The following is a 25,947-nucleotide window of genomic DNA, read 5'->3' as shown; positions in this document are numbered from 1 at the left end:
GTTTTGCGACGCATGGTACGAGGCCACCAGGTGCTATCCTATTAGCAGGATTCAACAGCCCGGGATTCTGCTTTACGCCACCAATCCGAAATCCCGAAGGCTCCCGCTGTGAAACTCTCGTATCGTGAGGCGCTCGCCCGTGAGGCAGGAATTGAGGGAGCGCTTGAGCTGCTCCGCGCCAAGAAGCCACGAACGGCGGCGGACGCGAACCTGGTTCCTTTCTTACTCAATGAGTTCCGCGATGTGCACCGGCGGCGGTTGGACATCGAGCACGACGTGAAAATCAGTCAAATTCGACGAGGAGCTGCAATGACAGAAGTTGCTGACCGCAACATGAGCGCGGAGTTCATCGCGGGCAAGTACCGCGACCCGTGGAACACCTCCGAGATGCGCATGGGTCTCGAGCCGGAATCGTTTGCGGCGGAGCTGCGTTCCCGTGCCTGCGATGCGATCGAGCGGATGGAGTTCGCCGACGACAAGGTCCGCGAGGCGGCGACTCGCTTCGTGGAGCGCGATGGCGAAGACGACGCCCCGATCTCGAGGCTGGTGTTGGCCACCACGTCGCCGGCGTACGGTCGGGCGTTCATCAAGCTGGTCAAGGCCCGCGGTAATCCTGCGGTCTTGGCCGGGGACGAGGCCCAAGCGTTCCAGCGCGCGATGTCGTTGACTGACAACCAGGGCGGGTTCCTGGTACCGATGCAGTTGGACCCGACGGTGATTCTGACCGCGAATGGGTCGTTCAACCAGGTCCGCCAGCTTGCCCGCGTTGTCACCGCCACTGGTGACAAGTGGAGCGGGATCTCCTCGACGGGTGTGTCGGGTTCGTGGGATGGTGAAGCGGTTGAGGTTTCCGATGATTCGCCGTCGCTGGGTCAGCCGGAGATTCCGGTGTACAAGCTGCAGATTTTCGTGGAGTTGTCGCACGAGGTGCAGATGGACGCGGCCGGTCTGGCGAACGACATCGCGACCATGGTGGCGTTCGAGAAGGACGTCAAGGAGTCGATCGCGTTCGTGACAGGTTCCGGTACCGGGCAGCCGACGGGCATCATCACCGCGCTCACCGGCGGCTCTTCGGTGGTGCCTTCGGCGACGACGGACACGCTGGCTGTGGCCGACGTGTACAACGTCGACGGGGATCTGCCGCAGCGGTTCGCGTTCAACGCGTCGTGGTTGGCGCACCGCAAGATCTACAACAAGCTGCGCCAGCTCGACACCGCCGGCGGTAACGCGTTGTGGGGTCAGCTCGCGGATGCCCGCAAGTCGGAGCTGCTGGGCCGCCCGGACTACGTCTCGGAGGCGATGGACAGCTCGATCACCGCGCTGTCGGACAACCTGGTGCTGCTGTACGGCGACTTCAAGAACTACGTCATCGCCGATCGCCTGGGCACCACGATGTCCTACATCCCGCACCTGTTCGGCCCCAACGGCCGCCCGACCGGACAGGCCGGGTGGCACGCCTGGATCCGTACCGGCGCTGACTCGGTCAATGACTCAGCTTTTAGACTGCTGAATTGCACGTAGTCCCAACAGCTTCCGCGCGGGCGGGTAGGGGCCATCTTTCACACTCCTTTCAGTGGCCCCGCCTCGGATTGGCCCGCCCGCGCGGAACCCATGAGCGAAAGGTGGTGAGCCGTGGCGATTCCGTTGCTAGTTGAGGCACGGCCCGACCAGGGATCGTTCAAACGGACTGCGGCTTTCACGGAGAAGACGTTCGCCACGGCCGGCCGTGAGGCGGCAGCGTCGTTTAGTAAGGGATTCGCCACGGGGGCGCGGGATATCGAGCAGGCGGCGTCTCAGTATGCGAAGGCCTACGACAAGGTCGCTGACACCACCGGCAAAGTGAAGACCGCCGAGGCGGATCTGCAGCGGCTGCGGGATAAGGCGAAGAGTCAGGCCTCAGAGATTGAGGCCGCGGAGCGGCGTGTCGAGTCGGCCCGTGAGCGCGCCGAGACGCAGGCCCGTGCAGTGTCGGACGCTGAGCGGCGGCTGGGGCAGGTCCGGGAAACGTTGGGCCGCGACTCCCGCGAGGCCGCGCAGGCTGAGCAGGCGTTGGAGAAGGCGTGGCTGGCGCAGTCCCGCGCCGCCGGCGAGGCACTCAAGGCTGAGCGGGATTTGCAACGCGCCCGCGACGCTGCCGCGCAGAACGACACGAAACTCGTTCGCACGTCGGAGAGCATCGCGAAGAGCAGCCGCGATCAGGCGCGGCAGGTCCGGGAAGCCGCTCAGGCGTATCGGGAACTGGAAGCGGCGCAGCGGCGCGCGCAGGCCGGCCCTCCGGGCTTCTTCCGGTCGTTGTTCGGCGGCGGCGGGAAGCTGGCCTCCGGTTTGATCTCCCAGCAGGGCGGCATCATCGGCCAGTTCTCGAGCCTGGGCCGGGGTGCTGGTGGTGCGTTCATCGCCGGGGCGGCGGCGGCGATCGTGGCCGGCAGCCTTGTCAGCGCCGCGCAGACGGCGGCGCGGACCGCGGTCGGCGCGATGAAAGACGTCTTCGACAACGGCCTGAACTTTGAGCGGACCTTCAACAAGCTGCAGGGCGTCACTCGCGCCAACGCTTCAGAGATGGCCCAATTCCGGGCGCAGGCCCAAGCTTTGGGTAACGACCTCACCCTTCCCGGGGTGTCGCCGAAGGACGCACTCGACGCGATGCTCGAACTGTCCAAGGGCGGCCTCGAACTGGCCGACATCCAGAGGTCGGTGCGCGGCACCCTACTGTTGTCGACCGCGGCGCAAATCAGCCCCGAGCAGGCCGCCGCGTCGCAAGCATCGGTCCTGCAGTCGTTCGAGCTGGACCCGTCTAAGGCCGGTCACGTCGCGGACCTACTCACGGCGACGCAGCAGGTCGCCCCCGGCGACATCCCGGACTTCGCACTGGCTTTGCAGCAGGCCGGCACCGTGGCGCACGGCTTCGGCATCTCGGTCGAGGAGACCCTGGCCACGTTGGGGACGTTCGCGAAGGCAGGAATCGTGGGCTCCGACGCCGGCACTTCGCTGAAGACGCTGCTCACTCACCTGGCGAACCCGAGCAACCCAGCGCAGGGCGCGATGGATGAACTCGGTCTGCAGATCCATGACCAGGCAGGCAATTTCGTGGGGATGCGGTCGCTGTTCCAGCAGCTCGGCGCCGCGCGGACGCGGATGCGACCCGACGACTACCAGCGGAATGTCGCCGAGCTGTTCGGTACAGACGCGATCCGCGGCGCCATGATCGCCGGGAACAACGGCACGAAGATGTTCGACCAGGTGATGACTGAGTTCCAGCACGGCGGCCAAGCCCAGCAGATGGGCGCCGCGATGATGCAGGGCTGGCCCGGCGTAGTCGAGAAAGTCAAAAACGGCATCGACAGCATCAAACTGTCACTGTTCGACCTGTTCAAAACCCAAGGCGCGCAACAGCTCGGTGACCGCATTGTCGAGGGAATCAGCAAGGTCGGCACGTGGGTGAACACCCACAAATCGGAGATCGCCGAATGGTTCGGCGGTTTCGTGTCCGGCAGCCTCCGCGCCCTGGACGGGATCGGCGCATTCGCATCCGGATCGATCCGGCTGCTCGCGGGTGTCACCCAAATCCTTGGCCGCGCATCCGGCACCTGGGTCCACTTGTTCTCCGACATGGCCAACGTCGTCGGCGGAATCGTCAAGCACATCCCCGGCATGCAGGGCTTCGGGAAAGACCTGCAAGACGCGGCGAAGGCTGGACACTCGTTCGCGAACATGTCGTTCCACATGGGCGACACCATGAACGACTTCGCAGAGGGCATCGACAAAGCCCGAAGCCATCTGCCCAGCCTCGCGGAGACGGTCGACAAGTACACCAAGGCCGCGTCGGATGCCTTCAAGCTGACTGACGCTGTCGGACAAGAGATTACGCAGTTACCCGACGGCAAAACGATCACGATCAAAGAGAACACCCCTGAGGTTCAGCAGAGACTCAAAGCCCTGGGGTTCGAGGTGCAGAAGCTGCCAGACGGCAGTTTCAGCGTGATCGCGAAAACCGATGATGCGCAACGACTTCTAGCTGCCTGGCGTGCGCAGGAGAACAACACGCCTGTCACACCTCCGGTGCAGCCAGACCTCAGCAGCGCAACGGGCACGATGCAGCGGTTCTTCGACCAGTACCGCAACATGCTGATCACCCCGAACGTTGCGCCCCGCACGCCGGTCCTTCCGCTCCCAGGTACAGTCGGCCCCGGGCTGCCCACACCGCCGCGCGCACACGGCGGCATCTTCCGCGGCCTCGCATCATTCGCCTCAGGCGGATACCGCAACCTACCGACCTCGGCGACGATCCAACGCCCGTCGGGTCGGGCGGGTTTGGTGCAGTGGGCTGAGGACTCCACTGGCGGTGAGGCTTTCATCCCGCTACGCGGGGGTCGGCGCTCATTGGACATCTGGGCGCGGACCGGGCGACTCCTCGGCGCGTTCGACCGCGGCGGGTTCCGGCTCGCCGACATCATCGGCAGCGGTCAACCCCCCGGCGGGCCCGACCAGGGCTCACTGATGACCCCACCGGTGCCCGGTAACTGGGGGCCCGGAGTGCACTGGGGTCCGTACGGCAAGCCTGGGGACGACCCAGGCTGGACCACCGATTTCCCGTGGCCGGGTTGGCCGTTCCTGCCCTATTCGCCGCTGGACCCGTGGCGCCAACACCGCCGCGGGATCAAGAGTTTCGAGGTCGGCGGCATCCGCGACAGCAACGGTGGCGATGCGTCCGGATACGGCAACCTCTACCAGGTCGCCGCCGGGTTGTCGGGCGGCGCCTACCAGTGGGGCGACACCGACTGTTCCGGCGCTGTCTCCCGCCTGGTGAACGCGGCAGTCGGCGGTGGTGGCCGCATGGACACCGGCTCAGCCGCGGCGTGGCTGACCGCGCGGGGATTCATCCTCGGTCAGGGTCCGCCCGGCACGTTCCGGATCGGCTGGCATCAAGGCGGCCCGGGCGGCGGGCACATGGCGGCCACGCTGCCGGATGGGACGCATTTCGAGTCGGGCGGATCCCACGGGAACATCCTGCTGGGCGGCTCCGCGAAGGGCGCCGAGGACGCTCAGTTCGATCAACACGCCTATCTGCCGATGCAGGCGCTATACCCCGACGGCCGCGGTGCCGGCGGCGCCGGTGGTGGCGGATTCAGCGCACTGGGCTCAGGATCCGGTGCAGGCAGCGGCGGCGGGGGTTTCGGCGGTGGCGCCGGTGGTGGTGGTTTCGGCGGTGGCGGAGGCGCCGGTGGCGGCGGTTACTTCACGCCGGCCGACCCGTCCCGGGTGCGTGACGCCGAACAACGCGTCGCGCGCGCCGACCAGCGCGTCGCAGTCCTCGAGCAGCGCCAACACGAACTCAAGAGCACCGCGAAGGAATCCGAGCGGATGCGGCTCGAGAACGAGCTCCGCGCGGCCCGCGAGGACGCCCAGGACGCCCGCGCCGACTTGGACAAGATCAAGCAGGGCACGTTCCACCGCGGCCGCGGCGGTATGGGCGGCATGGGTGGCGGCGGCTACGGCGGGCAACTCGGTGCCCCGCTCGACGGCGACTTCGGGGCATCGCAGGGCCTGCCCGGGCTGGCGAAGAACCTGACCATGTTCCTCGGGAACCTGGCGTTCGCACCCGTGTTGGGCGCGTTGGGTGCGGTCACGCAGTGGGGCGGCAACAACGGCGGCAAAGGCCTGCTGGGCATGATCGCCACGGCAGCCGGCGGCGGCCAAGACAGCTACGGCGGCTACGGCGGCGGATACGGGCCCAGCTACGGCTACCCCGGCTACGGAACCGACGCGGCCCTGAACCAATACGGGCTAGGCCCTGACGCTGCCGCGGCGATGGCGGCGCGCGGAGCATCCCCGTTCGGCTCCCCGGGCGGGCCCAGCGCTATCCGTAGCGGCATCAGCGGTCTCGGTCACGGCGGCGGCCAACCCGCCTCCGGCGGCCCCGGCACCCCCGCCGGCGGCCCCGGCGCGGGCGCCGCCCGCGGCCCGAGCTGGGCCCGCGACGGGCAAGGCGGTGGTGGTTGGGCGCCCGGAGCTTTGGGAGGTGCACCGGGCGCCCCAGGTTTCAGGCCGGGTGGTTACGGGGCTCCCGGCGGCGGCATGGCCCCTGGCGTACCCGGCATGGGGGCGGGTAGGTTCGGCGGCCGACCATCCTCAGTCATCGGCGGCCGACAGATGGACGGATCGCCCAGCGACGGCATCCAGATCGGCGTCGGCGGCCTGATCGGTATGGCCGAATCGATGCCGGGGATGGCCATGCAGATGGCTGGCGGCGCGGGCGCGATGACCGGCGTCGGCGCTGGCGCCGCACCCGCAATGGCCCTCGCGTCACAGGCCGCGCAAATCGGCATCGACGAGATCAACCGCGGCATCCAGTTCGCAGGCGAAGTCGCCGGTATCGGCGCGTCCGGTCTCCTGCAGACGTTCATGCTCAACGACAGCCCACTGGCCGACCCCAGCAAGTCGTGGGGCGGCCGCATCTTGTCCGCCGCGGCCGGCGCGAAAGCAGCGCTGCCGAACATGGCCGGCATGGCCAACCCCGGCCAAGACCCGAACGGCAACACCCCGAACCAGCCCAAAGGTGCTGGCCAGCCTGACGATCCGAACGACCCGAACAGCCCCAACGGTGACGGCTACGGCGGGAAGAGCAAAGACGAAGGGCCGCAGGTGCAGTTCCACTACAACAACTACGCTCCGGGCAACCCCGACGACGCCCAGCAGCGCGATATCACGCGACAATGGCAGGGGATGCTCAACGCGCAGCAATCGCAGTCCAGTACTCCGCAATTCCGCAGCAGCACAACGCAGGCAGGTTCCGGATGACCGAGCCCATGACGAGTCCAGCACCTGGTTGCCAGCGCTGCGATGCGTTACGCATCGGCGACCTCAAGCAAACTGGCCGTATCGACAACGAACGCGCATGGGGCCTAGTCATCGCGAACCTGGCGGACAACCGCTACGAAGAATCCTTGGCCCAAATCACGCAGTTCGGCCACTGCACCGGCTGCCTCACATCCCTGCTCGCGGTTCTGGGCGGCACGCTCGCGAATTTCATGGAACACCACTACGGCACCACCCGTGCCCTCGCGATGGCCGGAACCCAGTTCGAATTCGGTGCCGACTTCATCGATTGGACGCATCGGCTGGATGGCTAGTTACCGCGATAGGCGAGTCCGTCGGTTGTAATCGGCATACCATTCTGATGGTCGACATACTCACCGCAGCCCCACCGATCGGAAAGAGAGAAATGTCGGAACCCAACCTGGACGCTCCCGCCGAGGAACTGAAACTCGTTGGGAATCCTATTGTCGAGCAAACCGATGCCCACACATACGATGTGTTGTTGCCGTTCTCTCGCGGTCTCGCACCTGGCGAGATTGACTTCATCAAAGGGCTAGGTAGGCCCATGGCAAGCGCGGCTGGCGCCGTCACTGTCAGCTCAGACGCCACGTCCTTGGTCGTCTTGCAAACGACTATTGAGCTAGTCCGTGAACACCTCGACTCGCTCAAGGACGTAGTCGTCAGGATCGCCGCCGGGGGTGAGGAATACCGGAAGCGCGCTGTAGAGGCGGCAAACCGGAAAGCCGAGGATTACGCCGCGCGTGTGGCGGAGCAGGATCGGCGACAGAGGCTGGCCGACGGAATCAACCTCGACGGCTAGCGGGGCGCGCTGTACACCTCCGCACCCCGACGACGGGTGATTGAAAGATTGGTGCTGTGGCCACCCAAACGAAACGCGTACCGATAGACGACGTCCTTGACGGCATCCACGCGGCGGGCAGAACGATCGCGCTTGCAGTGATCACCGTAAGCAGAGAGAACATTGTCGGCTCCGACACAACCTGGTACATCGGTGTGGGGCGCTGCGCAGCATGCGGTGACCAAACATGCACGCCACCGAACGACTCGGCTTCCGTCGAAGCACAGATCGTGCTGTGGCGCGCCGACCACCCGGCGGTCTGCCGATTGACCGCTCTAACTTAGCCCTTCGGCGGATACGGGTCGTTGCCAGGGGCGATGGTGTCGGAGGCGCGAATTTTGCCATCTTGGCCATGGATCCGCAGCTCACCGCCGCCGTCGTTGCCCAGGATTTGCCGTGCTCGGTCGACAGCGTCGGATTGCCTGTCGTAGTGAGCGCTAGCGCGGCTCGCCCCGGGCTTCTTCACATCCCAACCGCCGTCGGGATTCGGAACAACCTCTCGACTGTTCGGCCCTGCCATCGTTACCTCCTTGAGTGCAGTCGCCAGGTCTACGCGGCGAATTGCTGCAAGACGGTGGCCGGTGTTCTCGCTCCGCGGGCGTCCCGGTCGCCGCACCCACGATTTGTGGAACTGCCGCACAGCTGCCGCATCCCAGACCGCGCCACCACGCAGGTCCGCCAACGGCGCTGGGAAACCCGCCATGCCGCGGAGTTGATGCACTCGTTGGCGGGAAACGTCCAACTCGTCGGCGATCTCAGCGGCTGACATCAACTCAGGCATGGTCGGCGCCTCAGCTGCCTGCTGGTAATCAGCTTCTGTCATGACCTGCAAACCGATCAGCGGAGCATGCACCACTGAAACCACCTCAGCCTGCAGCTTGTACATCGCCTCGAGCATGTCCAGTCCGTCCGGCGCGTACATCGTGACAGCGACACCGCGCCCAGGCACACGCGCAACGGAGGCGTCGAACGGCTCGAGTTCTGCTTCCCACGCGTCCATCGATTCCATCGACGGGTCGTCGTCAAAAGTAAAAGTGATCACCCAACCCATCATTTCGGTCCCCCTTTCTGGCGTCCGGATCGTTGTTCTTTCTTGCTTGGGGCGGGCCACGGCAGCCCCGCTCTCTTCAAGCCCACGAGGAGGTCACGGCGGCGGCGGTAGGGATTGCTCGGTGTTGCCGGATAGCTGGCGATGTAGTTCCCGTTCCGATCGTAGAAACGCGTGTAACCCTTCGAGTCGTCCTCGACCCGCCATGCTTGCGACTTCGCCCACTTCGCGATGTCGGTGATGTCGCTGTTCATGATCCCCGTTTCTCTTGCGGATTGTCAAGAGTAACAATTAATGCTAGACGTAGTCAAGGGTTTTGGCGTTCCGCATGTTGGTGTCGCGTGCACTTGCAATCCAAAGTCAGCCCAAGTTCCGGAAGATCGAGGGCGTGGCAGCCGTCCTTGTCGTGTTCGTTTTCGGGGCAGCCGCATTCCGGGCAGTAATCGTCGTCACTCATGGCCCGGGCTGCCACGAGTTCATCCCCGAGCGCGTAGAGGTTACGCACACGAGGCCGAGTCCACTGGGGGATACCGCCGAGCCCGCACCACCGGGACACGGCGCGCCGATTTCCTGTACACCGGACCATCCGATGGTTTGCGCCCACCTACCGAACGAGGGGCACACGAGCACTGACCCGTCGGTCGCGTAGCCGAACTCAGGCCCTGTGGGGTCACACGACTCACCGATGGACACTCCGTGGGCCATCGGCGGTGCAGACGATGTTTTCGGTTCCGGCGCTGTCGGGGCGGTGGTTGGTACCCGAATGATGCCGGGAGGGTCCGAGCATTGGGAGTACACGAAGTTCGCTGAACCACCTAGTCGGCTAACTGCAGCTGCGCGCGCGGTGTCGCTGTCAACGCCGGAGCCCGACGCCCAGGCGTGTGCGTTGTTACCGAAACCGACTGCGACGCCGATGCAGCCATGGAACATGCCGACTCCAACCAGCATGCAATCGTCGTATCCTGTGCCGGCGCGGCACTCGCCAAGTGCGATCTGGTTGGCGTGGTCCTGCGTGCCGGAAGTCCCGAAGGCGACACCGCCTTGGGAGGTGCCGAGTGAGCGGGGTGAAATGGCAATCGCCACGAACTCGTCGTCGTCGGGGCTCGCCGCCCGCGGGTTGGGTGGAGACGCGGGCGGCGGCGCCGCGGCTTGAGCCACCTGCGGTGCCGGGATCGTTGGTCCGCTGCCGTGGTTTCCACGGACTATCGCGACCGCACCAAAGATGGCGAACGCGACGACAACAGCACTTAGCAGTCCGGCGCCCGCGTACACCCACGCTGAACGCCAGGGCCGCGGCAATGTTTCGCTGACGGGTTCTTCTTCCGACCAAGCGTGCTCAGGCGCGGGGGCGGGCGCGGGCGGCACGAATTCGGTCTGTGCGTCTCCCGCGCCGTGTGATGTCCCCGCGGCTGTCGCGGTCGTCTCGGGACGATGTTTAGCGGTTATCGGCGCGTAGGTGGCGTCGGGCGCGACTGCGTCATCAGCATCGGAAGTCACACGCACCTCCTGGTCGGCACTGGCATTGTGCATCCGATGGGGAGTGTGTGTCTGGCAGTCGGCGAAAAGGGTGTGCGTCTGGCGCACCCCCTCGACGGTGCAAAGGGTGTCCACGGCCGTCGACACCCTTTCGCAGGGCTGGTTAGCCGTGTTCATCGGAGCCGCCCACTTCACCGAACGGGTCGAGTCGACCGATCGCTTCGGCGTGCTTGGGGTTGGAGACCTGAACGTAGATCGCCGTTGTATTCAGCTGGGCGTGGCGCATCAGGGTCTGGGTCGTTCGCAGGTCGGTCCCGCGGTTGACTAGCGCTGTGCCGTACCAGTGGCGTAACCGGTGTGCGGTGCCTCCCGGTATGCCGGCGCGATCCATGGCGTTGCCGATGATGTCGGCTACGCTCCGCGACCGGATCGGCTGTCCAAGGCGCCGCGAGTTCGCCGGAAACCACCAACCCCGCCGCGGCATCCCCTTGGCGGCCTCTACGAGCAACGGGTGCAGCGGTAGTTGCGCGGTGACGTTGCCTTTGCCGGTGACGCGGATGGTGCGGGCGATGGGGTCGACGTCCTCACCGCGGACCTTGGCGATTTCGTGGACTCTCAGCCCGGCGAATGCCGCGAGCAGGATCATCACCCGCGTGCGCCGGTGCATCCTCACCGTGAGTAGCTTCTGCAGCTGCTCGTCGGTGATGGGACGGGGCACACCTTTTGGGGCCTTGGGGCGCTTTAGGTTGGCAGCGGTGTTCGCCCCGCCGTTTTCGCCCCACCAGCGGTAGAAGCTGTGGATGTACCCGAAATAGGCTGCGCGGCTGTTTTGCTTGAGCCTTGACCTGCCTAAAAACCGTGCGATGTCGAGGGGCCCGACCGCTTCCAGGCGGCAACCCGCGTACTTCTCTAGCCGGCGCAGAACGCCGATCGTCTCGGTGATCGTGCGGTTCGAGCGGCCGGCTCCCCGCATGTACAGCTCCCACTGCTCCAGTGCAGACAGGCCGCGGCCATCGTCTCCGACGCCGACGTCAGGCACCAAGGCTAGGTGTTTAACCGCGCTCATATCGCCACCACCGTGACCGCCGCGTCGAGGCTCTCGAACACCCGACCACAGTGTGTGCAGCGAGGCTGACCTGCCTGCTCGTCGGCCCGGCGGGCGCCTATCCAGGTGTTTTTGTGCTGCGTGCACATGAGCACCTGCTCGCAGCCGTGCAGGTCCACGCGCCAGCGCGCGGGCCGCCGGCAGGTGTCCCCAGCAGCGCCGGGCATCTCGCAAGGCGGATGTTGATGGAAGGCGGCAACGATGTCATCGAAGGCTGTACTAGGAGTCGTCATGGGGCTGAGTCCTTTCGACATATGCGACTTTGTTGGGCTTGTTGTCGCGTGGAGCCTGGCCGACTTGGCGGGCCGGACCTCGCCCGGCCCCGACGAGGTCGCCGCGGCGTTGAGCTTTCGGCAGTTCGGAGCGCACCGATGAGCGCGGCCATCGACGATCCGACGGCCCGGGCCTGGGCATACCTTTCGCGCGTCGCCGAACCGCCGTGCCCGCCACTCGCCGTGCTGGTGCAATGCGTCGGCCCGGTGGAAGCGGCCGAGCGGGTGCGGCGCGGACTGGTCAGCGACGAGCTCGGCCGGCGTACCGCGGCCAGGCGGGACATCGACCGCGCCGCAGCCGATCTCGAGGTGCTCGCCCGGCGCGGCGGCCGGTTGCTTACCCCCGATTGCCCGGAGTGGCCCACCACCGCCTTTTCGGCGTTCGCCGGTGTCGGGGGCAGGCCGCAGGGCGCGCCGCCGCTGGTGCTGTGGGCGCTAGGCCCGGCGGGCCTCGACGAGGTGACACCGCGCGCGGCCGCGCTGGTCGGTACCCGGGCGGCCACCACCTACGGCGAGCACGTCGCCGGGGATCTGGCGGCCGGATTGGTGGAGCGCGACGTTGCGGTGGTTTCCGGCGGCGCCTACGGTATCGACGGTGCCGCACATCGCGCGGCGCTGCAGTGCGAGGGCATCACCGTGGCAGTGCTAGCGGGCGGCATCGACATCCCTTATCCGGCAGGCCATTCGGCGCTGCTGCACCGCATCGGCCAGCACGGATTGCTGTTCAGCGAGTATCCGCCCGGAACCCGTCCGGCCCGGTACCGGTTTCTGACCCGCAATCGCCTGGTCGCCGCCGTCGCCGGGGCCGCCGTGGTGGTGGAAGCGGGCCTACGCAGCGGCGCGGCGAATACCGCGGCCTGGGCCCGTGCGCTCGGTCGGGTGGTGGCCGCGGTGCCCGGGCCCATCACCTCGTCGGCGTCGGCGGGATGCCATGCGCTGCTGCGCGACGGCGCCGAGTTGATTACCCGCGCCGACGACATCGTCGAGCTGGTCGGGCGCATCGGTGAGCTCGCCGGCGAGGAGGAGCGCCCCGTCACGGAGCTGGACAAGCTGGGCGAGTCCGAGCGCCTGGTCTACGAGGCGCTCCCTGGTCGCGGCGCGGTCTCGGTCGACGAGGTCGCCGTCGCCGCGGGCCTGATGCCCGAGCAGGTGCTCGGCCCGTTGGCGATCCTCGAGCTGAGCGGGCTGACCGAACGCGACGGCGGGCGATGGCGCATCGTGCGGGCCCGTGGTGCTCCGGCGGGACGGCCTAGGTGACCCAGGGAAACACGTCCGTCGTCGACCGTGCACCCTCGGCGGCCCGGGACCGGTTCGGCTCGCCGAGCCGGGCGAGGATCTGCCCGCCGGCCGTGACGATGTCGGAGAACACCGCGGGTGTGAGCCACGAAGGTTGCAGGGCAAACAGGAGGTCTTCGGTCGAGGTGTTACCGCTGGCTCCCGGAGCGAACGGACAACCGCCCAGGCCGCCGAGCGCGCCGTCGACCATGGCGGCCCCGGCCTGGATCGCCGCCATGGTGTTGGCCACCCCCAACCCCCAGGTGTCGTGCCCGTGGAAGACGATCTCGTGCTCGGGCGCCACCTCGCGTACCCGCGAAATCAGTTGTCGCACTTGGTCGGGCGTGGCTTGGCCCAGGGTGTCACACAGCGCCACACTGGTGATGCCCGCCGTGTGGCTATCGCCGACCAAGTCGACGACGCGCTGCGGGTCGACTGCGCCGCGATACGGACAAGTGAAGGCGGTCGCCAGGGTGAGCTGCAGTCGCGCGCCGCCCAGCGCCGCGATGTCGACGGCCTCGGGCAGTACCGCCATGCTCTGCGCGGTAGTACGCCCCACATTGGCGCGGTTGTGCGCATCGCTGACCGACAGGCAGTACTCCAAGTTCTGCGCACCGGCCTCGACCGCCCGGGCGATGCCGCGTGGGGTAGCCGTCCACACCCAACAGCGTTGCCGCTCTTCGGGTGTCAGCGCCGTGATGACCTCGATGGTATTGGCCATCGGCGGCACTAGGTCGGGACGGGCCATGGCCCCGATCTCCAGCTCGTCGATACCGGCATCGAGCAGGACGCGTGCCAGCCTCACCTTTGTGTCCGTGTCGAGCAGTTTGCCGGTGAGTTGCAAACCGTCACGCAGGGTCACATCGCGTAACCGCACCGGGGTCGTCATCGGACCACCTCCTTGATGTCGAACGTGCGAAGGTCGTGCGGCAGCGCGCCGAGGATCTCTTCGGTGTGCTCGCCGAGGTCCGGTCCCAGGCTGCGGATCGCCGCCGCGCCGTCGCCGATGCGGGGCACGATGCCCGGGAACGCCACGTCGGGCAACACCTCGGTGCCGGTCGACACGGGCAGGTGCTGGATCATGCCGCGGGCCAGGAACTGTTCGTCGGTCTTGATGTCGGCGGCGGTGTTGATCGGCCCGGCCGGCACCCCGGCGGCTTCCAGCGCCGAAAGTGCTTCGTGCGCGGCCCTGGTGGTGGTCCACGCGCTGATCGCCTCGTCGAGCTCGTCGCGGGCCTGCCAGCGCTGGGCGTTGTTGGTCAGGCGCGGGCTATCGGCCAAGTCCGGCCGGCCGATCAGGTTCATGAACCGGCGGTAGATACTGTCGCCGTTGCCGGCAATCACCACCCAGCGGTCGTCGGCGCACCGGTAGGCATTCGAGGGTGCGATCCCCTCCATGCGGCCGCCGGTACGAGTCCGGGTGAGCTGATACGCGTCGTACTCGGGCAGCAGGGATTCCATCACCGAGAAGATCGCCTCGGTCAGCGCGACGTCCACGGTGCGGTCGGCAATCGGCGTCAATCGCCCTGCCACCCGGTCTCTTTGGCGTCGGTGCAAGGCGACGAGCGCCCCGAAGGCGGCATAGATGCCGGCGATGGAGTCGCCGATGGACACGCCCGTGCGTGCCGGCGGACGGTCCGGTTCCCCGGTGAGCGCACGCAGACCTGCCATTGCTTCGGCCACCGCGGCGAAACCCGGTTCGTGCCGGCGCGGTCCGGTCTGCCCGTAGGCCGAGACCCGGACGAAGATCAGGTCGGGATTCTCCGCGCAGAGCTCGGCCGGGCCAATGCCCCAGCGCTCTAGGGTGCCCGGCCGGAAGTTCTCCAGCACGATGTCGCAGCCACGGGACAACTCGCGGACCCTCGACTGCCCGTATTCGCTCTTCAGGTCGACCACCACGGACTTCTTGTTGCGGTTGATGGTGCGGAACAGCATCGAGGTCGTGCCCGAGTAGAGCCGCCACGTCCGCAGCTCGTCGCCGGTGACCGGCCGCTCGACCTTGATCACCTCGGCACCGAAATCGGCCAGCAACCGTCCCGCGGTGGGCGCCGCAATGTAATTGCCCAGCTCGAGGACGCGTATCCGGTCGAGCGGTCCCTTGGCTTCGTTCACTAAACGCCTCCTATAAACCACATCGTGCATTCAGACCCACAATATGGCAAATGACTCTTCCATCCCGTGATGTGACCCGCTACAGTCGGGTCTTGTCGTCTTGCTCACAATGCGGATGACAACCCACTTTGTAGACCCGCCCCGCACGGCGGGCTCTCGACGACGAGAGGGCGGCATGACCACAGCACCGACTAGGACCGGGAGCGAAAGCTCCGTGGGCGCCCAACTGGACCGTCTGCCGGTGGGCGCGGTGCACCGCAAGGTGGTCGCCGCGGTCGGGCTCGGACTGTTCTTCGAGATTTACGAAATCTTCTTGTCCAGCACCATGAGTGCCACGCTCAGCCACGACTTCGGGGTGCGGGGCACCGCGCTCAAGCTGGTACTGGCGTCATCGTTCGTCGGAATGTTCTTCGGCGCAGCGTTTTTCGGCCGCCTCGCCGATCGGATGGGTCGCCGCAAGGCATTCCTGGTCGGCCTCAGCTGGTTTTCGGCGTGCTCACTGGCCGGCGCGTTCGCGCCGTCTCCAGCGCTGCTGGTGCTCGCGCGATTCCTGGCCGGGGTGGGCATCGGCGCCGTCTATCCGGTCGCCGACTCCTACCTTGCCGACGTCTTGCCCAAGGAACACCGGGGCAGGCTGGCCTCCTACGCCTACACGTGTTCGTTTCTCGCCGTACCCTTCGTCGCTTTTCTGGCGTGGTGGTTGACCCAGCACTCGCCGCTCGGCGTGGCGGGGTGGCGCTGGCTGCTGGCACTGGGCGCGGGCGGCGCGGTCATCGTGTTCGCCCTCAATCGCTGGCTCGTGGAGTCGCCCCGCTGGCTGGCCGATGCCGGACGCCTCGAGGAGGCGCAGCACGCCTTGAATACGTTCGCCGCCGGGTCTCATGTGCCCGCGGCGCGAATCGCTGCTGCGCCCGACGACTCCCACGCCGGCATCGGCAGGCCAACCCAACGGGGAGCGGCGCTGCTGCGCCGTGCCCCATACAACCGCCGGGTGGCGATGCTGACGGTCTTCCACCTGTTTCAGACGTACGGCTACTACGGGTTCGGCACCCTGGCCGCGCTGGTTCTCGTCAATCGCGGCTACACCGTCACCTCGTCGATGTTGTTCAGCGCGCTGTCGTTCCTCGGCTATCCCATCGGCTCGCTGATGGCCATTCCGCTGCTGGCCAGATTCGAGCGCAAGTTCCTGCTCGTCGGCTCGGTTGTCGCCATCGCCGGGTTCGGCCTGCTGTTCGCGACGCAGTCGTCGGTCGTGGCGATCGTGTTCTTCGGCTTCTTGACCACCGCCACCAGCAACGTCTTCTCCAATGTCTACCACGTGTACCAGGCGGAGATCTTCCCCACGAGTGTGCGCGCCACCGCGGTGGGCTGGACCTACTCGTTATCCCGATTATCCAGTGCCGCAGCGCCTTTCGTTCTCATCCCGATCCTCGACCGTCACGGTGCGGGTGCGATGTTCACCGTGGTGGCAACCGCGATGGCCGTTGTCATCGCCGCCGTCCTGACGTTGGGTCCGCGGACCTCGCGCCGCAGTCTCGAAGAAATCAACCCGGTATGACGGCCCAGGAGCAACGGTGATCGATTTCGGGGCACTGCCGCCGGAGATCAACTCGGGCCGGATGTACGCCGGTGCCGGGCCGGGACCCATGATGGCCGCGGCCGCCGCCTGGGATTACCTGGCGGCCGAGTTGTCCTCGAGCGCGGCCGACTATGCGTCGGTGACAGCCGAGCTGACCAGCTCGTCCTGGTTCGGCCCGGCATCGCGATCCATGCTGGCCGCCGCCACGCCCTACATCTCCTGGCTCAGCGCCGCCGCGGCGTTGGCCGAACAGACCAGCGCGCAAGCCAAAGCCGTTGCGTCGGCCTTCGATACGGCCTTTACGATGACCATCCCCCCTCCGGTAGTCGCCGAGAACCGCGCCCAGCTGTTGATGCTCATCGCGACCAACTTTTTCGGTCAGAACACCGCGGCCATCGCGGCCACCGAGGCCGCCTATGCCGAGATGTGGGCCCAGGACGCCGCCGCCATGAACGGTTATGCCGGCTTGGCGACGACGGCCGCACAGCTCGTCCCGTTCGTCGAGCCACAGCGCAACACCGACCAAGCCGGACTGGCCCAACAGCAAGCTGCGGTCGCCAAGGCCGTCGCCGCAGCGGAGGGGACCGGCGCACCGCCGGCGACGCAGTCATCGCTCAACGACATCGTCAACAGCCTGTCCAGTCAGGTAAAAGGACTGCTATTCGGTCCGCTGGACGTCATCTACTGGCCGATGATCTACGTGGGGTCGCTGATTTTCTCGCAGATCGGGGTGCTGTGGCCCGAGCATCTGGCCGCCGGGGCCGCGGTGGGCTTATCCGCAACGCCTGCCCTCGCGGCGCCGATCAGCCTCGGTGGCGGGCTGATCTCGGCAAACTTGGCTTCGTCGACCAAGGTCGGTTCGCTATCGGTTCCGCCGACCTGGTCCGCGACAGCGCCCAAGGCAGCAGAGCAGTCCCTCGTCCAGGCGATCAGCGCCGAGGGTGCTGGCGGTCCGTCGAACGGACCGGAGGCGCTGCTGCGCCAGCTAGCGCCGGCTCGCGGCAGACGTGACCGCGGCGGCTTGCCGCCCCGCGAGTACGGGTTTCGCCCCCGATTCATTGCTCGTCCACCATCGGCCGGGTAACGACACGGGTCGAAACACCATTCGAACACCAAAGCGCTTAGTGAACCCGAAAGTTATCGAGTAAGGAGATCAAATGTCCTTTGTTACTGCGCAACCCGAAGCGTTGACGGCAGCGGCTGGCGCATTGCGGACCATCGGCTCTGCACTTGCGGCTCAGAATGCGGCGGCCGCGGCACCGACCACGGGGGTGATTCCCGCTGCCGCAGACCACGTGTCGATACTGACCGCGGCGCAGTTTGCCGCCCATGCACAGCTGTATCAGCAGATCAGTGCACAAGCGATGGCAATTCACGAGATGTTTGTCAACGCTTTGGATTTCAGCTCGGGATCATATGCGGCCACTGAGGCGGCCAACGCGATCGCAGCTGGTTAAGGGGATCACGATGCTCGACTTTGGGTCGTTGACGCCGGAGGTCAACTCGGGGCTGATGTACGCCGGTCCCGGCTCGGCGTCGATGACGGCGGCGGCTTCTGCATGGAATACCCTTGCCGCTGAGCTCAATTCGGCTGCCCTGGGCTACGACAGGGTGGTGAACACCTTGTCTAGCGAGGAGTGGTTAGGGCAGGCCTCGGCGTCGATGGTCCAGGCCGTCGCCCCGTACGTGCAATGGATGAGAACCACTGCCGCGGTGGCTGAGCACGCGGCCAGCCAGGCCATGTCCGCTGCGACGGCCTTCGAAACGGCGCATGCCACGATCGTGCCGCCACCCATGATTGCGGCCAACCGCCTCAAGCTGACGCAATTGCTGTCCACCAACATGCTGGGCCAAAACACCGCGGCCATCGCAGCTTTGGAGGCTCAGTACGGGGAGATGTGGGCAACCGACTCGGCCACGATGTACAACTACGCGGGGCGATCGGCGAACAGCGCAGCCGTCAAACCGTTTACCTCGGCACCCCATACGACCAACCCGGCCGGTACGGCCCATCAAAGCGCAGCGGTCACCGCAGCCACTGGCGCCTCGGCGGGGACGGCACAAAACACGTTGCACAGCAAGATGAGCACGATCATGTCGACATTGGGAAAGCTGGCCAGCGGTACGCAGGCTGCCGCACCGGCAGATCCGGTGAAAGACGCGCTGACGTCGGGTCCGCTGGGATGGCTCGGTGATCTGTTCACCTTCTACGCGCCGTTTTCCACCACGTTCTACAACACCGAGGGCCTGCCCTTCTTCTCCGCCGGCATCGCGAACACCTTCGCATCGATCGCGAAAACCACCGGGGCACTTGGCGGCGCGGCGAGCGCGGCCGCGGCGGCCCCGGCGCTGGTGGGCCCACCGGCACTCGGGCTGGGGCTGACCGGTGGCACGGCTCCGGTCGCCGGAGCCTTGGGCCACGCGGCCACCGTCGGTCGGTTATCGGTTCCGGCGGTTTGGGGCGAGAACACGCTGGCGCAGCCGTCCCACGGGGCGGTGCTGCCGGCGGTCAGCAATATCAGGGAAGCCCCGGACGCACCTGGCGGGGATGTCTTCGGCGGCATGCCGCTCGCCGGGGCCGGGGCAGGCTCCGGAGGCCCCGGTAGGACACCCCGATACGGCGTGCGTCCTACCGTCATCCCCCGCCCACCCGCCGCCGGGTAGCGCCGGCAAGCGCCCGCCCTCAATAGGGCAGCCGGCCGCCCAGAGTCCGCGTCACCTGGTCGGCGGCCCCCACGACGTTGTCGGCCCACCGTTCGGCGAGTTCGGGGGAGAACCGGAAGCTGGGCCCGCTGATCATCAGCGCGCCCAGCACATGGCCATGCGAGTCGAACACCGGGGCCGCCACACCCGTCGCGCCCTCGTCGCGTTCGCCGCTGGTGATCGCGAAACCCATCCGCCGTGTCTCGTCGACCTTGCTGCGTAACAGATCTGGATCGACGACCGTCGCATCGGTGAATTCGGCCAGCGCCGAGCCCAGCACCTCGTTGAGGGCGTCGTCGTCCCAGGCCATCAGGACCCGGCCCGCCGATCCGACATGCAGCGGAATGATCTTGCCGATATGCATCTCACGGCGAATCCCGTGCCGCGTCTCGGCGAGTGCGACACACACCCGGAACCGTCCCTCACGACGGAAGAAGCACGCCGTCTCACCGCTGGCGTCGCGCAGCGATTCCAGCGCCGGTGTCACCGCATCGAGCAATCCCATGCTGCTGGCGACCGGCGCCGCCCAGTAGGCGACCCGCGCACCGATCCGGAACCGATCACCCACCCGATCGAGGAACTCCTCGGCCACCAGGTTGGCCACCAGCCGCTGCACCGTCGACGTCGGGTACCCGGTTCGGGTGCGGATTTCGCTGAGCGTCAATTCGGGTTCGGACAGCGTGAAGGCGTCCATGATGCCGCGAATCTTCGCCAAGACCAGCAACGGTTTCATCCCCGCGGACAGGGTCCGCGACGGCGCCAGCGGTGGAATCTCCAAGCTCTCGGCCTCGCTCATCCCTCCATTGTCCCGGTTTGTCCCCATCGCACGGCGCATTTGCGCACCCACGGTGGCGGCCGACCTGCGGCGACGGCCCGGCTCGTATAGTCGGCTGGGGCCGGGTCTGGACAGGAGGACACGTGGCAGGTCGACCCCTTCAACGTTTCGAAGTCGTCGGTACCCAGCACATCGCACCGCACATGGTTCGCGTGACGCTGGGCAGCGACCAGTTCGACACCTTTGTTCCGAGCAATTTCACCGATTCCTACGTCAAGCTGGTCTTCGTCGCCGACGACATCGACGTTGCCGCGCTGCCGCAGCCGTTGACCCAGGACAGTTTCTCCATGCTGGCGCCCGAGAAGCGGCCACCGGTGCGGACCATCACCGTCCGCAAGGTCGACGCCGCCGCTCGCCAAATCTCGCTGGACATCGTCGTGCACGGCGAGCACGGCGTGGCCGGCGTCTGGGCGGCGTCGGCTCAGCCCGGTCAGGTGATCTACCTGATGGGGCCCGGCGGCGCCTACACGCCCGACCCGGCGGCGGACTGGCATCTGCTGGCCGGCGACGAGTCGGCGCTACCGGCCATCGCCACCGCGCTGGAGGCGTTGCCGCCCAACGCAATCGGCAAGACGTTCATCGAAGTGGCCAGTCCCGAGGACGAGATCCCGTTGACCGCGCCGGACGGCATGCAGGTGAACTGGGTGTACCGCGGCGGCCGGGCCGACCTTGTGACCGAGGACCGCGCCGGCGACTTCGCGCCACTGATCGAGGCGGTCACCACGACGCTGTGGCTGCCCGGGCAGGTGCATGTGTTCATCCATGGTGAAGCGCAAACCGTCATGCACAATCTGCGTCCGTTCATCCGCAAGGAGCGCGGTATCGACGTGAAGTGGTCGTCGTCGATCTCCGGCTACTGGCGACGCGGCCGCACCGAAGAAACCTTCCGGCAGTGGAAGAAGGAGCTGGCCCAGTTGGAATCCGGGGCGCAGTCGGCGAGTTCGTCGGCCTGAGCCTCGACTGGCATCCTCTACGCATGGCATACGGCGACTACCAGAACGAGATCTATTTCAAGGGCTTGGGTGGGGTGGCGCCCGCGCTGCCGATGGCGTTCGCGGAGTTGGAAGCCCGGGCCGAGCGGGCGATGCCGCCGTCGCTGTGGTCCTACGTCACCGGCGGGGCCGGTGATGAGCGTACGCAACGGGCCAACCGCGAGGCGTTCGATCGCTGGGGCCTGATGCCGCGGATGTTCGTCGGTGCCGCCGAGCGCGACCTGTCCGTGGAGTTGTTCGGCCTGACCTTGCCGTCGCCGCTGTTCATGGCGCCGATCGGCGTCATCGGCATCTGCGCGCAGGACGGCCACGGCGACCTGGCCACCGCGCGCGCGGCCGCGGCCACCGGTGTCCCGATGGTCGTTTCCACCCTGACCGCCGACCCGATGGAGCAGGTCGCCGCCGAGTTCGGCGACACCCCCGGCTTCTTTCAGCTGTACACACCGAAGGATCGGGAGTTGGCCGCCAGCCTCGTGCAGCGCGCCGAGGCCGCCGGCTTCAAAGCCATCATCGTCACCCTGGACACCTGGATTCCCGGGTGGCGTCCGCGCGACCTGAGCACGGCAAACTTTCCCCAGCTGCGGGGGCACTGTCTGAGCAACTACACCAGCGATCCGGTCTTCCGCGCCGGCCTGGCGCGCCCGCCCGAGGAGGATCCGCAGGGCACCGTCGTGCAGTGGATTACGACGTTCGGAAATCCGTTGACCTGGGACGACCTGGCCTGGCTGCGATCGCTGACCGACCTGCCTCTGATCATCAAGGGCATCTGCCATCCCGACGACGCCCGCCGCGCCAGGGACGGCGGTGTCGACGGCATCTACTGCTCGACCCACGGCGGTCGGCAGGCCAACGGCGGCTTGCCCGCACTGGACTGCCTGCCGGGCGTGGTGGAAGCGGCCGACGGGCTGCCGGTGCTGTTCGACTCGGGGATTCGCAGCGGCGCCGACGTCGTCAAGGCGCTGGCGTTGGGGGCAACCGCGGTGGGCGTCGGCCGGCCATACGCCTACGGGCTGGCGCTCGGCGGCGTCGACGGCATCGTGCACGTGCTGCGCAGCCTGCTCGCCGAGGCGGACCTCATCATGGCCGTCGACGGTTACCCGACGCTGAAAGATCTCACCCCGGACACACTTCGGCGCGTCGGCTGACCAGCAGCGGGTCGCGCTGCCACCGTGGTCGAGTGCAGGCGATCCTCGACGAGTTCGACGAATACCTGAATTTGCAGTGCGGCCGGTCCGCGCACACCCGCCGCGCTTACCTGGGCGACCTGCGCTCGTTGTTCGCCTATCTGGAGCGCCACGGCGCGGGTCTCGACGCGATCAGCCTGCCGCTGCTGCGGTCCTGGTTGTCCAGCGGGGCGGTGGCCGGGGCCGCTCGCACCACGCTGGCCCGCCGCACCTCGGCGGTCAAGGCGTTCACCGCGTGGGCGCTGCGGCGCGGGTTGCTGGCGACGGATCCCGCCGCGCGCCTGCAGGTCCCCAAGGCGCACCGCACCCTGCCGGCGGTGCTGCGCCAGGATCAGGCTCTCGACGCCATGGCGGCCGCGAAATCCGGCGCCCAGCAAGGAGATCCGCTGGCGCTGCGGGACCGGCTGATCGTCGAGATGCTCTACGCCACCGGCATCCGAGTCAGCGAGCTGTGCGGCCTGGACGTCGACGATGTCGACACCGGACAGCGGGTGGTGCGGGTGCTCGGCAAGGGCAACAAGCAGCGCACCGCACCGTTCGGGGTGCCGGCCGCTGACGCGTTGCACGCCTGGCTGGCCGGCGGGCGTCCCGCGCTGGTGACCGCGGAGTCCGGCCGGGCGCTGCTGCTCGGCGCACGGGGTCGCCGGCTCGACGTGCGGCAGGCCCGAACCGTCGTGCACCAGACGATCGCGGCGGTGGACGGCGCTCCGGATATGGGTCCGCACGGGCTGCGGCACAGCGCCGCCACGCATCTGCTCGAGGGCGGGGCCGACCTGCGGGTGGTTCAGGAGTTGCTGGGCCATTCGAGCTTGGCCACCACCCAGCTCTACACCCATGTCGCGGTGTCGCGGTTGCGGGCCGTGCATGATCAGGCCCACCCACGGGCCTGACGCCTGCGTGTGCATCACCGGCGTTGGGTGTGCGTCCAGCGTGCCGACACGCCGAGGCGGGCCGCCGCCAGCGCACTCTCAACGCCGCGACTGCACACCCAACCCCGCGACTGCACTCTCAACGCCGCGACTGCACACCCAACGCCGCGACTGCGCTCTCAACGCCGCGACTGCACACCCAACGCCGCGATTGCACGGTCAATGCGGTAGCAAGGCCGGTCAGCCGTTCAGCGGTTTGAGCCGGACCGGCGTGGCCGCCAGCAGGCCCAGCGGATCGACGTAATCCGCGCCCGACGCCGGACCCCACATCGCGCCCCAGTGCAGACATGCCCCGGCAGGGCAGCCGGCGTGCCCGGCCATCAATTCGCCCAGCATCGTCTGCGCCGTGACTTGCTGCCCAACCCGCACGACCGGCCGGACCGGCTCGTAGCTGGTGCGCAGGCCGCCCGGATGGGCCAGCGACACCACCGGACGCCCCGCCAGCAGTCCGGCGAACACGACGGTCGCACGGCCCGCGGCGTACACCGGCTCACCGGCCCGCCCGGCCAGGTCCACGCCGCGATGCCCGGGCTGCCAGTTCGGCGACGGCGCGTCGAACGTCCGCACGACTGCCGGGGCCGGGCGCAGCGGCCACTGAAGCCGGGCCTGCACACCGTCCGGGTCCGCCGTCGCCCAAAACCTGCTGGTCAGCGCGGGGACGAGGGCCAAGCCCAGGATCAGCGCCGCCCGCCGCACCCGCCCAGTTCACCCCGGTGCCGGCGACTCGACCACTCGGGTACGCCCGATCTGTGCACGGACGCGCCGGTGTGCACACCGACCGGGATACCGGCGTGCAAAACCACCAGCTGAATCGGTGTAAACTGCTCCACGCAGCTCGTTCGCGGGCTGACTTCGCGCGTCTGCCCCGCGTCTCCCAGTTCGACCAGGAGAACGCAATCGCATGCCGGGAGGTCCCGGCCGGGTTTCCCGGTCGGGTCCGGCATCGCAGCAGGCGCCAGGGCCCGGCTTCACCCGACGCCGGGCGGCAACCGAAACAAAGGAATGGCATCACCATGGCCGTCGTGACCATGAAACAGCTGCTGGATAGCGGCACCCACTTCGGGCACCAGACCCGGCGCTGGAACCCCAAGATGAAGCGGTTCATCTTCACCGACCGCAACGGCATCTACATCATCGACCTGCAGCAGACGCTGACGTTCATCGACAAGGCGTACGAGTTCGTCAAGGAGACCGTCGCCCACGGCGGCACCGTGCTGTTCGTCGGCACCAAGAAGCAGGCGCAGGAGTCCGTCGCGGCCGAGGCCACCCGCGTCGGCATGCCGTACGTGAACCAGCGTTGGCTGGGTGGCATGCTCACCAACTTCTCCACCGTGCACAAGCGGCTGCAGCGCCTCAAGGAACTCGAGGCGATGGAGCAGACCGGCGGCTTCGAGGGCCGCACCAAGAAAGAGATCCTGGGCCTGACCCGCGAGAAGAACAAGCTGGAGCGCAGCCTCGGCGGTATCCGCGACATGGCCAAGGTGCCCTCGGCGGTGTGGGTCGTCGACACCAACAAGGAGCACATCGCGGTCGGCGAGGCCCGCAAGCTGGGCATCCCGGTCATCGCGATCCTCGACACCAACTGCGACCCCGACGAGGTCGACTACCCGATCCCGGGCAACGACGACGCCATCCGCTCGGCCGCGCTGCTGACCAAGGTGATCGCCTCCGCGGTCGCCGAGGGGCTGCAGGCCCGCGCCGGTGTGGGGCGCGGCGACGGCAAGCCCGAGGCTGGGGATTCTCTGACCGCCGAACCGCTCGCCGAGTGGGAGCAGGAGCTGCTGGCTTCCGCTACTGCCGGGGCGAGCACCACGGCGACAACCACAGCCACCACCGACGCCGCTGGAGGCGCACCCGAAACAACCCCTGAATCCTCTTAGGAAGGCTGAAATGGCGAACTTCACCGCTGCCGACGTCAAGCGTCTGCGCGAGCTCACCGGTGCCGGCATGCTCGACTGCAAGAACGCACTGGCTGAAAGCGACGGCGACTTCGACAAGGCGGTCGAGGCCCTGCGGATCAAGGGCGCCAAGGACGTCGGCAAGCGTGCCGAGCGTGCCACCGCCGAAGGTCTGGTCGCGGCCAAGGACGGCGCGCTGATCGAGCTCAACTGTGAGACCGACTTCGTCGCCAAGAACGCCGAGTTCCAACAGGTGGCCGACGAAATCGTCTCGGCTGCAGCGGCTTCCAAGGCCAAGGACGTCGACGCGCTCAAGGCCGCCAAGACGGCCAACGGTACCGTCGAGGAGACGGTTGCCGCGCTATCGGCCAAGATCGGCGAGAAGCTCGAGCTGCGCCGCGTCGCCTACTTCGACGGCACCGTCGAGACCTACCTGCACAAGCGGTCTGCGGACCTGCCGCCCGCGGTTGGCGTGCTCGTCGAATACACCGGCGGCGGGCCCGCTCAAGCCGAGGCCGCCCATGCGGTGGCGTTGCAGATCGCGGCGCTCAAGGCGCGTTACCTCTCGCGGGAGGACGTGCCTGAGGACGTCGTGGCCAGCGAGCGGCGCATCGCCGAGGAAACGGCGAAGGCGGAAGGCAAGCCGGAGCAGGCGCTGCCCAAGATTGTCGAGGGCCGGCTCAACGGCTTCTTCAAGGACGCCGTGCTGCTCGAGCAGCCGTCGGTGTCCGACAACAAGAAGACGGTCAAGGCCCTGCTCGACGAGGCCGGTGTCACGGTGACCCGGTTCGTCCGCTTCGAGGTCGGCCAGGCCTAGCCTGGGGCGTTCGCCGCGCGCATGACGGCAACGGCTAGCGTCGACGT

The 25,947-nt window shown here is 67.4% G+C and carries 22 protein-coding genes and 2 pseudogenes; 15 read left to right on the top strand and 9 right to left on the bottom strand.

The annotated features are described in order from the left end of the window. The first annotated feature begins 309 nt into the window (after positions 1 to 309). From G6N33_RS03525 to G6N33_RS03510, 4 genes are all read left to right on the top strand, one after another. Positions 310 to 1,521 (top strand): phage major capsid protein, encoded by a 1,212-nt coding sequence (locus G6N33_RS03525; protein WP_231382604.1) that lies wholly within the window; start codon positions 310 to 312, stop codon positions 1,519 to 1,521. Between the two features lie 111 nt (positions 1,522 to 1,632). After that, positions 1,633 to 6,798: a phage tail tape measure protein gene (locus tag G6N33_RS27715; protein ID WP_101528326.1), complete on the top strand. Its 5,166-nt coding sequence runs from the start codon at positions 1,633 to 1,635 to the stop codon at positions 6,796 to 6,798. Further along, the gene (locus tag G6N33_RS03515; RefSeq protein ID WP_044510777.1) at positions 6,795 to 7,130 is read left to right on the top strand and encodes a hypothetical protein; all 336 of its coding nucleotides are present in this window, start codon (positions 6,795 to 6,797) and stop codon (positions 7,128 to 7,130) included. Before G6N33_RS27715 ends, G6N33_RS03515 begins: the two co-directional genes overlap by 4 nt. Positions 7,131 to 7,177: 47 nt before the next feature. Continuing rightward, positions 7,178 to 7,636, top strand: coding sequence for a hypothetical protein (locus tag G6N33_RS03510; protein ID WP_044510778.1), 459 nt, complete (start codon positions 7,178 to 7,180; stop codon positions 7,634 to 7,636). Positions 7,637 to 7,955: 319 nt separating this feature from the next. Here the strand turns inward: G6N33_RS03510 and G6N33_RS27335 are convergent, their stop codons facing one another. The 5 genes from G6N33_RS27335 to G6N33_RS03485 form a co-directional block, all read right to left on the bottom strand. Next, on the bottom strand, positions 7,956 to 8,729 hold the full coding sequence (locus G6N33_RS27335; RefSeq protein WP_332107473.1) for a DUF2188 domain-containing protein: 774 nt from the start codon (positions 8,727 to 8,729) through the stop codon (positions 7,956 to 7,958). After that, positions 8,726 to 8,977, bottom strand: a complete 252-nt coding sequence (locus tag G6N33_RS27330; protein WP_044510779.1) for a hypothetical protein — start codon at positions 8,975 to 8,977, stop codon at positions 8,726 to 8,728. The genes G6N33_RS27335 and G6N33_RS27330 overlap by 4 nt, the downstream gene beginning before the upstream one ends. Positions 8,978 to 9,176: 199 nt before the next feature. After that, positions 9,177 to 10,253 carry a DUF4189 domain-containing protein gene (locus tag G6N33_RS27950; protein ID WP_408632783.1) on the bottom strand — a complete coding sequence of 359 codons (1,077 nt, stop codon included), beginning with the start codon at positions 10,251 to 10,253 and terminating at the stop codon, positions 9,177 to 9,179. A gap of 109 nt (positions 10,254 to 10,362) precedes the next feature. Next, on the bottom strand, positions 10,363 to 11,265 hold the full coding sequence (locus G6N33_RS03490; protein ID WP_231382605.1) for a tyrosine-type recombinase/integrase: 903 nt from the start codon (positions 11,263 to 11,265) through the stop codon (positions 10,363 to 10,365). Continuing rightward, entirely contained in the window at positions 11,262 to 11,537 is a 276-nt protein-coding gene (locus tag G6N33_RS03485) for a hypothetical protein (RefSeq protein ID WP_049919258.1), read from the bottom strand. Before G6N33_RS03485 ends, G6N33_RS03490 begins: the two co-directional genes overlap by 4 nt. Before the next feature lie 37 nt (positions 11,538 to 11,574). Between G6N33_RS03485 and G6N33_RS03480 the strand changes: the two are divergent. Next, positions 11,575 to 11,679 (top strand): annotated as a pseudogene (locus tag G6N33_RS03480) (hypothetical protein); the annotation flags it as partial. A gap of 8 nt (positions 11,680 to 11,687) precedes the next feature. Then, positions 11,688 to 12,833, top strand: coding sequence for a DNA-processing protein DprA (gene dprA / locus G6N33_RS03475; protein WP_101528334.1), 1,146 nt, complete (start codon positions 11,688 to 11,690; stop codon positions 12,831 to 12,833). Here dprA and G6N33_RS03470 read toward each other — a convergent pair. Both G6N33_RS03470 and G6N33_RS03465 read right to left on the bottom strand, forming a co-directional pair. Then, the gene (locus tag G6N33_RS03470) at positions 12,826 to 13,740 is read right to left on the bottom strand and encodes a hydroxymethylglutaryl-CoA lyase (RefSeq protein ID WP_101528324.1); all 915 of its coding nucleotides are present in this window, start codon (positions 13,738 to 13,740) and stop codon (positions 12,826 to 12,828) included. The genes dprA and G6N33_RS03470 overlap by 8 nt on opposite strands. Next, on the bottom strand, positions 13,737 to 14,993 hold the full coding sequence (locus tag G6N33_RS03465) for a CaiB/BaiF CoA transferase family protein (RefSeq protein WP_044510783.1): 1,257 nt from the start codon (positions 14,991 to 14,993) through the stop codon (positions 13,737 to 13,739). The genes G6N33_RS03470 and G6N33_RS03465 overlap by 4 nt, the downstream gene beginning before the upstream one ends. Before the next feature lie 145 nt (positions 14,994 to 15,138). Here G6N33_RS03465 and G6N33_RS03460 point away from each other — a divergent pair, with 145 nt between their 5' ends. The 4 genes from G6N33_RS03460 (at position 15,139) to G6N33_RS03445 (ending at position 19,206) form a co-directional block, all read left to right on the top strand. Further along, positions 15,139 to 16,521, top strand: a complete 1,383-nt coding sequence (locus G6N33_RS03460; protein WP_197912993.1) for an MFS transporter — start codon at positions 15,139 to 15,141, stop codon at positions 16,519 to 16,521. A 16-nt stretch (positions 16,522 to 16,537) separates the two neighbouring features. After that, complete coding sequence (locus tag G6N33_RS03455) at positions 16,538 to 17,626, top strand: PPE family protein (protein ID WP_049919259.1); 1,089 nt, start codon at positions 16,538 to 16,540, stop codon at positions 17,624 to 17,626. A 73-nt stretch (positions 17,627 to 17,699) separates the two neighbouring features. Then, complete coding sequence (locus G6N33_RS03450) at positions 17,700 to 17,999, top strand: PE family protein (protein WP_044510784.1); 300 nt, start codon at positions 17,700 to 17,702, stop codon at positions 17,997 to 17,999. A 10-nt stretch (positions 18,000 to 18,009) separates the two neighbouring features. Continuing rightward, a complete protein-coding gene (locus G6N33_RS03445; RefSeq protein ID WP_044510786.1) occupies positions 18,010 to 19,206 on the top strand; it encodes a PPE family protein in 1,197 nt (398 codons plus the stop codon). A gap of 19 nt (positions 19,207 to 19,225) precedes the next feature. Here the strand turns inward: G6N33_RS03445 and G6N33_RS03440 are convergent, their stop codons facing one another. Continuing rightward, positions 19,226 to 20,041 (bottom strand): IclR family transcriptional regulator, encoded by an 816-nt coding sequence (locus G6N33_RS03440; RefSeq protein WP_081662241.1) that lies wholly within the window; start codon positions 20,039 to 20,041, stop codon positions 19,226 to 19,228. Between the two features lie 122 nt (positions 20,042 to 20,163). Between G6N33_RS03440 and G6N33_RS03435 the strand changes: the two genes are divergently transcribed. From G6N33_RS03435 to G6N33_RS03425, 3 genes are read left to right on the top strand one after another with little or no spacing between them, the layout of a single operon-like run. Continuing rightward, positions 20,164 to 21,033 (top strand): siderophore-interacting protein, encoded by an 870-nt coding sequence (locus G6N33_RS03435; RefSeq protein WP_101528323.1) that lies wholly within the window; start codon positions 20,164 to 20,166, stop codon positions 21,031 to 21,033. Between the two features lie 23 nt (positions 21,034 to 21,056). After that, positions 21,057 to 22,217 carry a lactate 2-monooxygenase gene (locus tag G6N33_RS03430; protein WP_101528322.1) on the top strand — a complete coding sequence of 387 codons (1,161 nt, stop codon included), beginning with the start codon at positions 21,057 to 21,059 and terminating at the stop codon, positions 22,215 to 22,217. Positions 22,218 to 22,249: 32 nt separating this feature from the next. After that, the gene (locus tag G6N33_RS03425; RefSeq protein ID WP_101528321.1) at positions 22,250 to 23,146 is read left to right on the top strand and encodes a tyrosine recombinase XerC; all 897 of its coding nucleotides are present in this window, start codon (positions 22,250 to 22,252) and stop codon (positions 23,144 to 23,146) included. 225 nt (positions 23,147 to 23,371) lie between these two features. On the opposite strand, the pseudogene G6N33_RS03420 reads toward G6N33_RS03425, so the two are convergent. Continuing rightward, positions 23,372 to 23,788 (bottom strand): annotated as a pseudogene (locus tag G6N33_RS03420) (M23 family metallopeptidase); the annotation flags it as partial. 410 nt (positions 23,789 to 24,198) lie between these two features. Between G6N33_RS03420 and rpsB the strand changes: the two are divergent. Together rpsB and tsf are read left to right on the top strand one after the other, a co-directional pair. Continuing rightward, positions 24,199 to 25,065, top strand: coding sequence for a 30S ribosomal protein S2 (rpsB, locus tag G6N33_RS03415; RefSeq protein ID WP_044513147.1), 867 nt, complete (start codon positions 24,199 to 24,201; stop codon positions 25,063 to 25,065). 10 nt (positions 25,066 to 25,075) lie between these two features. Further along, on the top strand, positions 25,076 to 25,900 hold the full coding sequence (gene tsf / locus G6N33_RS03410; protein ID WP_044510794.1) for a translation elongation factor Ts: 825 nt from the start codon (positions 25,076 to 25,078) through the stop codon (positions 25,898 to 25,900). Positions 25,901 to 25,947: the final 47 nt, after the last annotated feature.

This window comes from Mycobacterium simiae, from assembly GCF_010727605.1.
In the GTDB taxonomy this organism is placed as follows: domain Bacteria; phylum Actinomycetota; class Actinomycetes; order Mycobacteriales; family Mycobacteriaceae; genus Mycobacterium; species Mycobacterium simiae.
This window is presented reverse-complemented; position numbering and strand designations above follow the sequence as displayed.

Coding starts and splice junctions, on each gene's coding strand:
- G6N33_RS03470 (WP_101528324.1), bottom strand. CDS start 13,740: ATGACGACCCCGGTGCGGTTACGCGATGTGACCCTGCGTGACGGTTTG.
- tsf (WP_044510794.1), top strand. CDS start 25,076: ATGGCGAACTTCACCGCTGCCGACGTCAAGCGTCTGCGCGAGCTCACC.
- G6N33_RS03525 (WP_231382604.1), top strand. CDS start 310: ATGACAGAAGTTGCTGACCGCAACATGAGCGCGGAGTTCATCGCGGGC.
- G6N33_RS03440 (WP_081662241.1), bottom strand. CDS start 20,041: ATGAGCGAGGCCGAGAGCTTGGAGATTCCACCGCTGGCGCCGTCGCGG.
- rpsB (WP_044513147.1), top strand. CDS start 24,199: ATGGCCGTCGTGACCATGAAACAGCTGCTGGATAGCGGCACCCACTTC.
- G6N33_RS03490 (WP_231382605.1), bottom strand. CDS start 11,265: ATGAGCGCGGTTAAACACCTAGCCTTGGTGCCTGACGTCGGCGTCGGA.
- G6N33_RS03465 (WP_044510783.1), bottom strand. CDS start 14,993: ATGCACGATGTGGTTTATAGGAGGCGTTTAGTGAACGAAGCCAAGGGA.
- G6N33_RS27330 (WP_044510779.1), bottom strand. CDS start 8,977: ATGAACAGCGACATCACCGACATCGCGAAGTGGGCGAAGTCGCAAGCA.
- G6N33_RS03510 (WP_044510778.1), top strand. CDS start 7,178: ATGGTCGACATACTCACCGCAGCCCCACCGATCGGAAAGAGAGAAATG.
- G6N33_RS03430 (WP_101528322.1), top strand. CDS start 21,057: ATGGCATACGGCGACTACCAGAACGAGATCTATTTCAAGGGCTTGGGT.
- G6N33_RS03445 (WP_044510786.1), top strand. CDS start 18,010: ATGCTCGACTTTGGGTCGTTGACGCCGGAGGTCAACTCGGGGCTGATG.
- G6N33_RS03450 (WP_044510784.1), top strand. CDS start 17,700: ATGTCCTTTGTTACTGCGCAACCCGAAGCGTTGACGGCAGCGGCTGGC.
- G6N33_RS27950 (WP_408632783.1), bottom strand. CDS start 10,253: ATGCACAATGCCAGTGCCGACCAGGAGGTGCGTGTGACTTCCGATGCT.
- G6N33_RS03485 (WP_049919258.1), bottom strand. CDS start 11,537: ATGACGACTCCTAGTACAGCCTTCGATGACATCGTTGCCGCCTTCCAT.
- G6N33_RS03515 (WP_044510777.1), top strand. CDS start 6,795: ATGACCGAGCCCATGACGAGTCCAGCACCTGGTTGCCAGCGCTGCGAT.
- G6N33_RS27335 (WP_332107473.1), bottom strand. CDS start 8,729: ATGATGGGTTGGGTGATCACTTTTACTTTTGACGACGACCCGTCGATG.
- G6N33_RS03460 (WP_197912993.1), top strand. CDS start 15,139: ATGACCACAGCACCGACTAGGACCGGGAGCGAAAGCTCCGTGGGCGCC.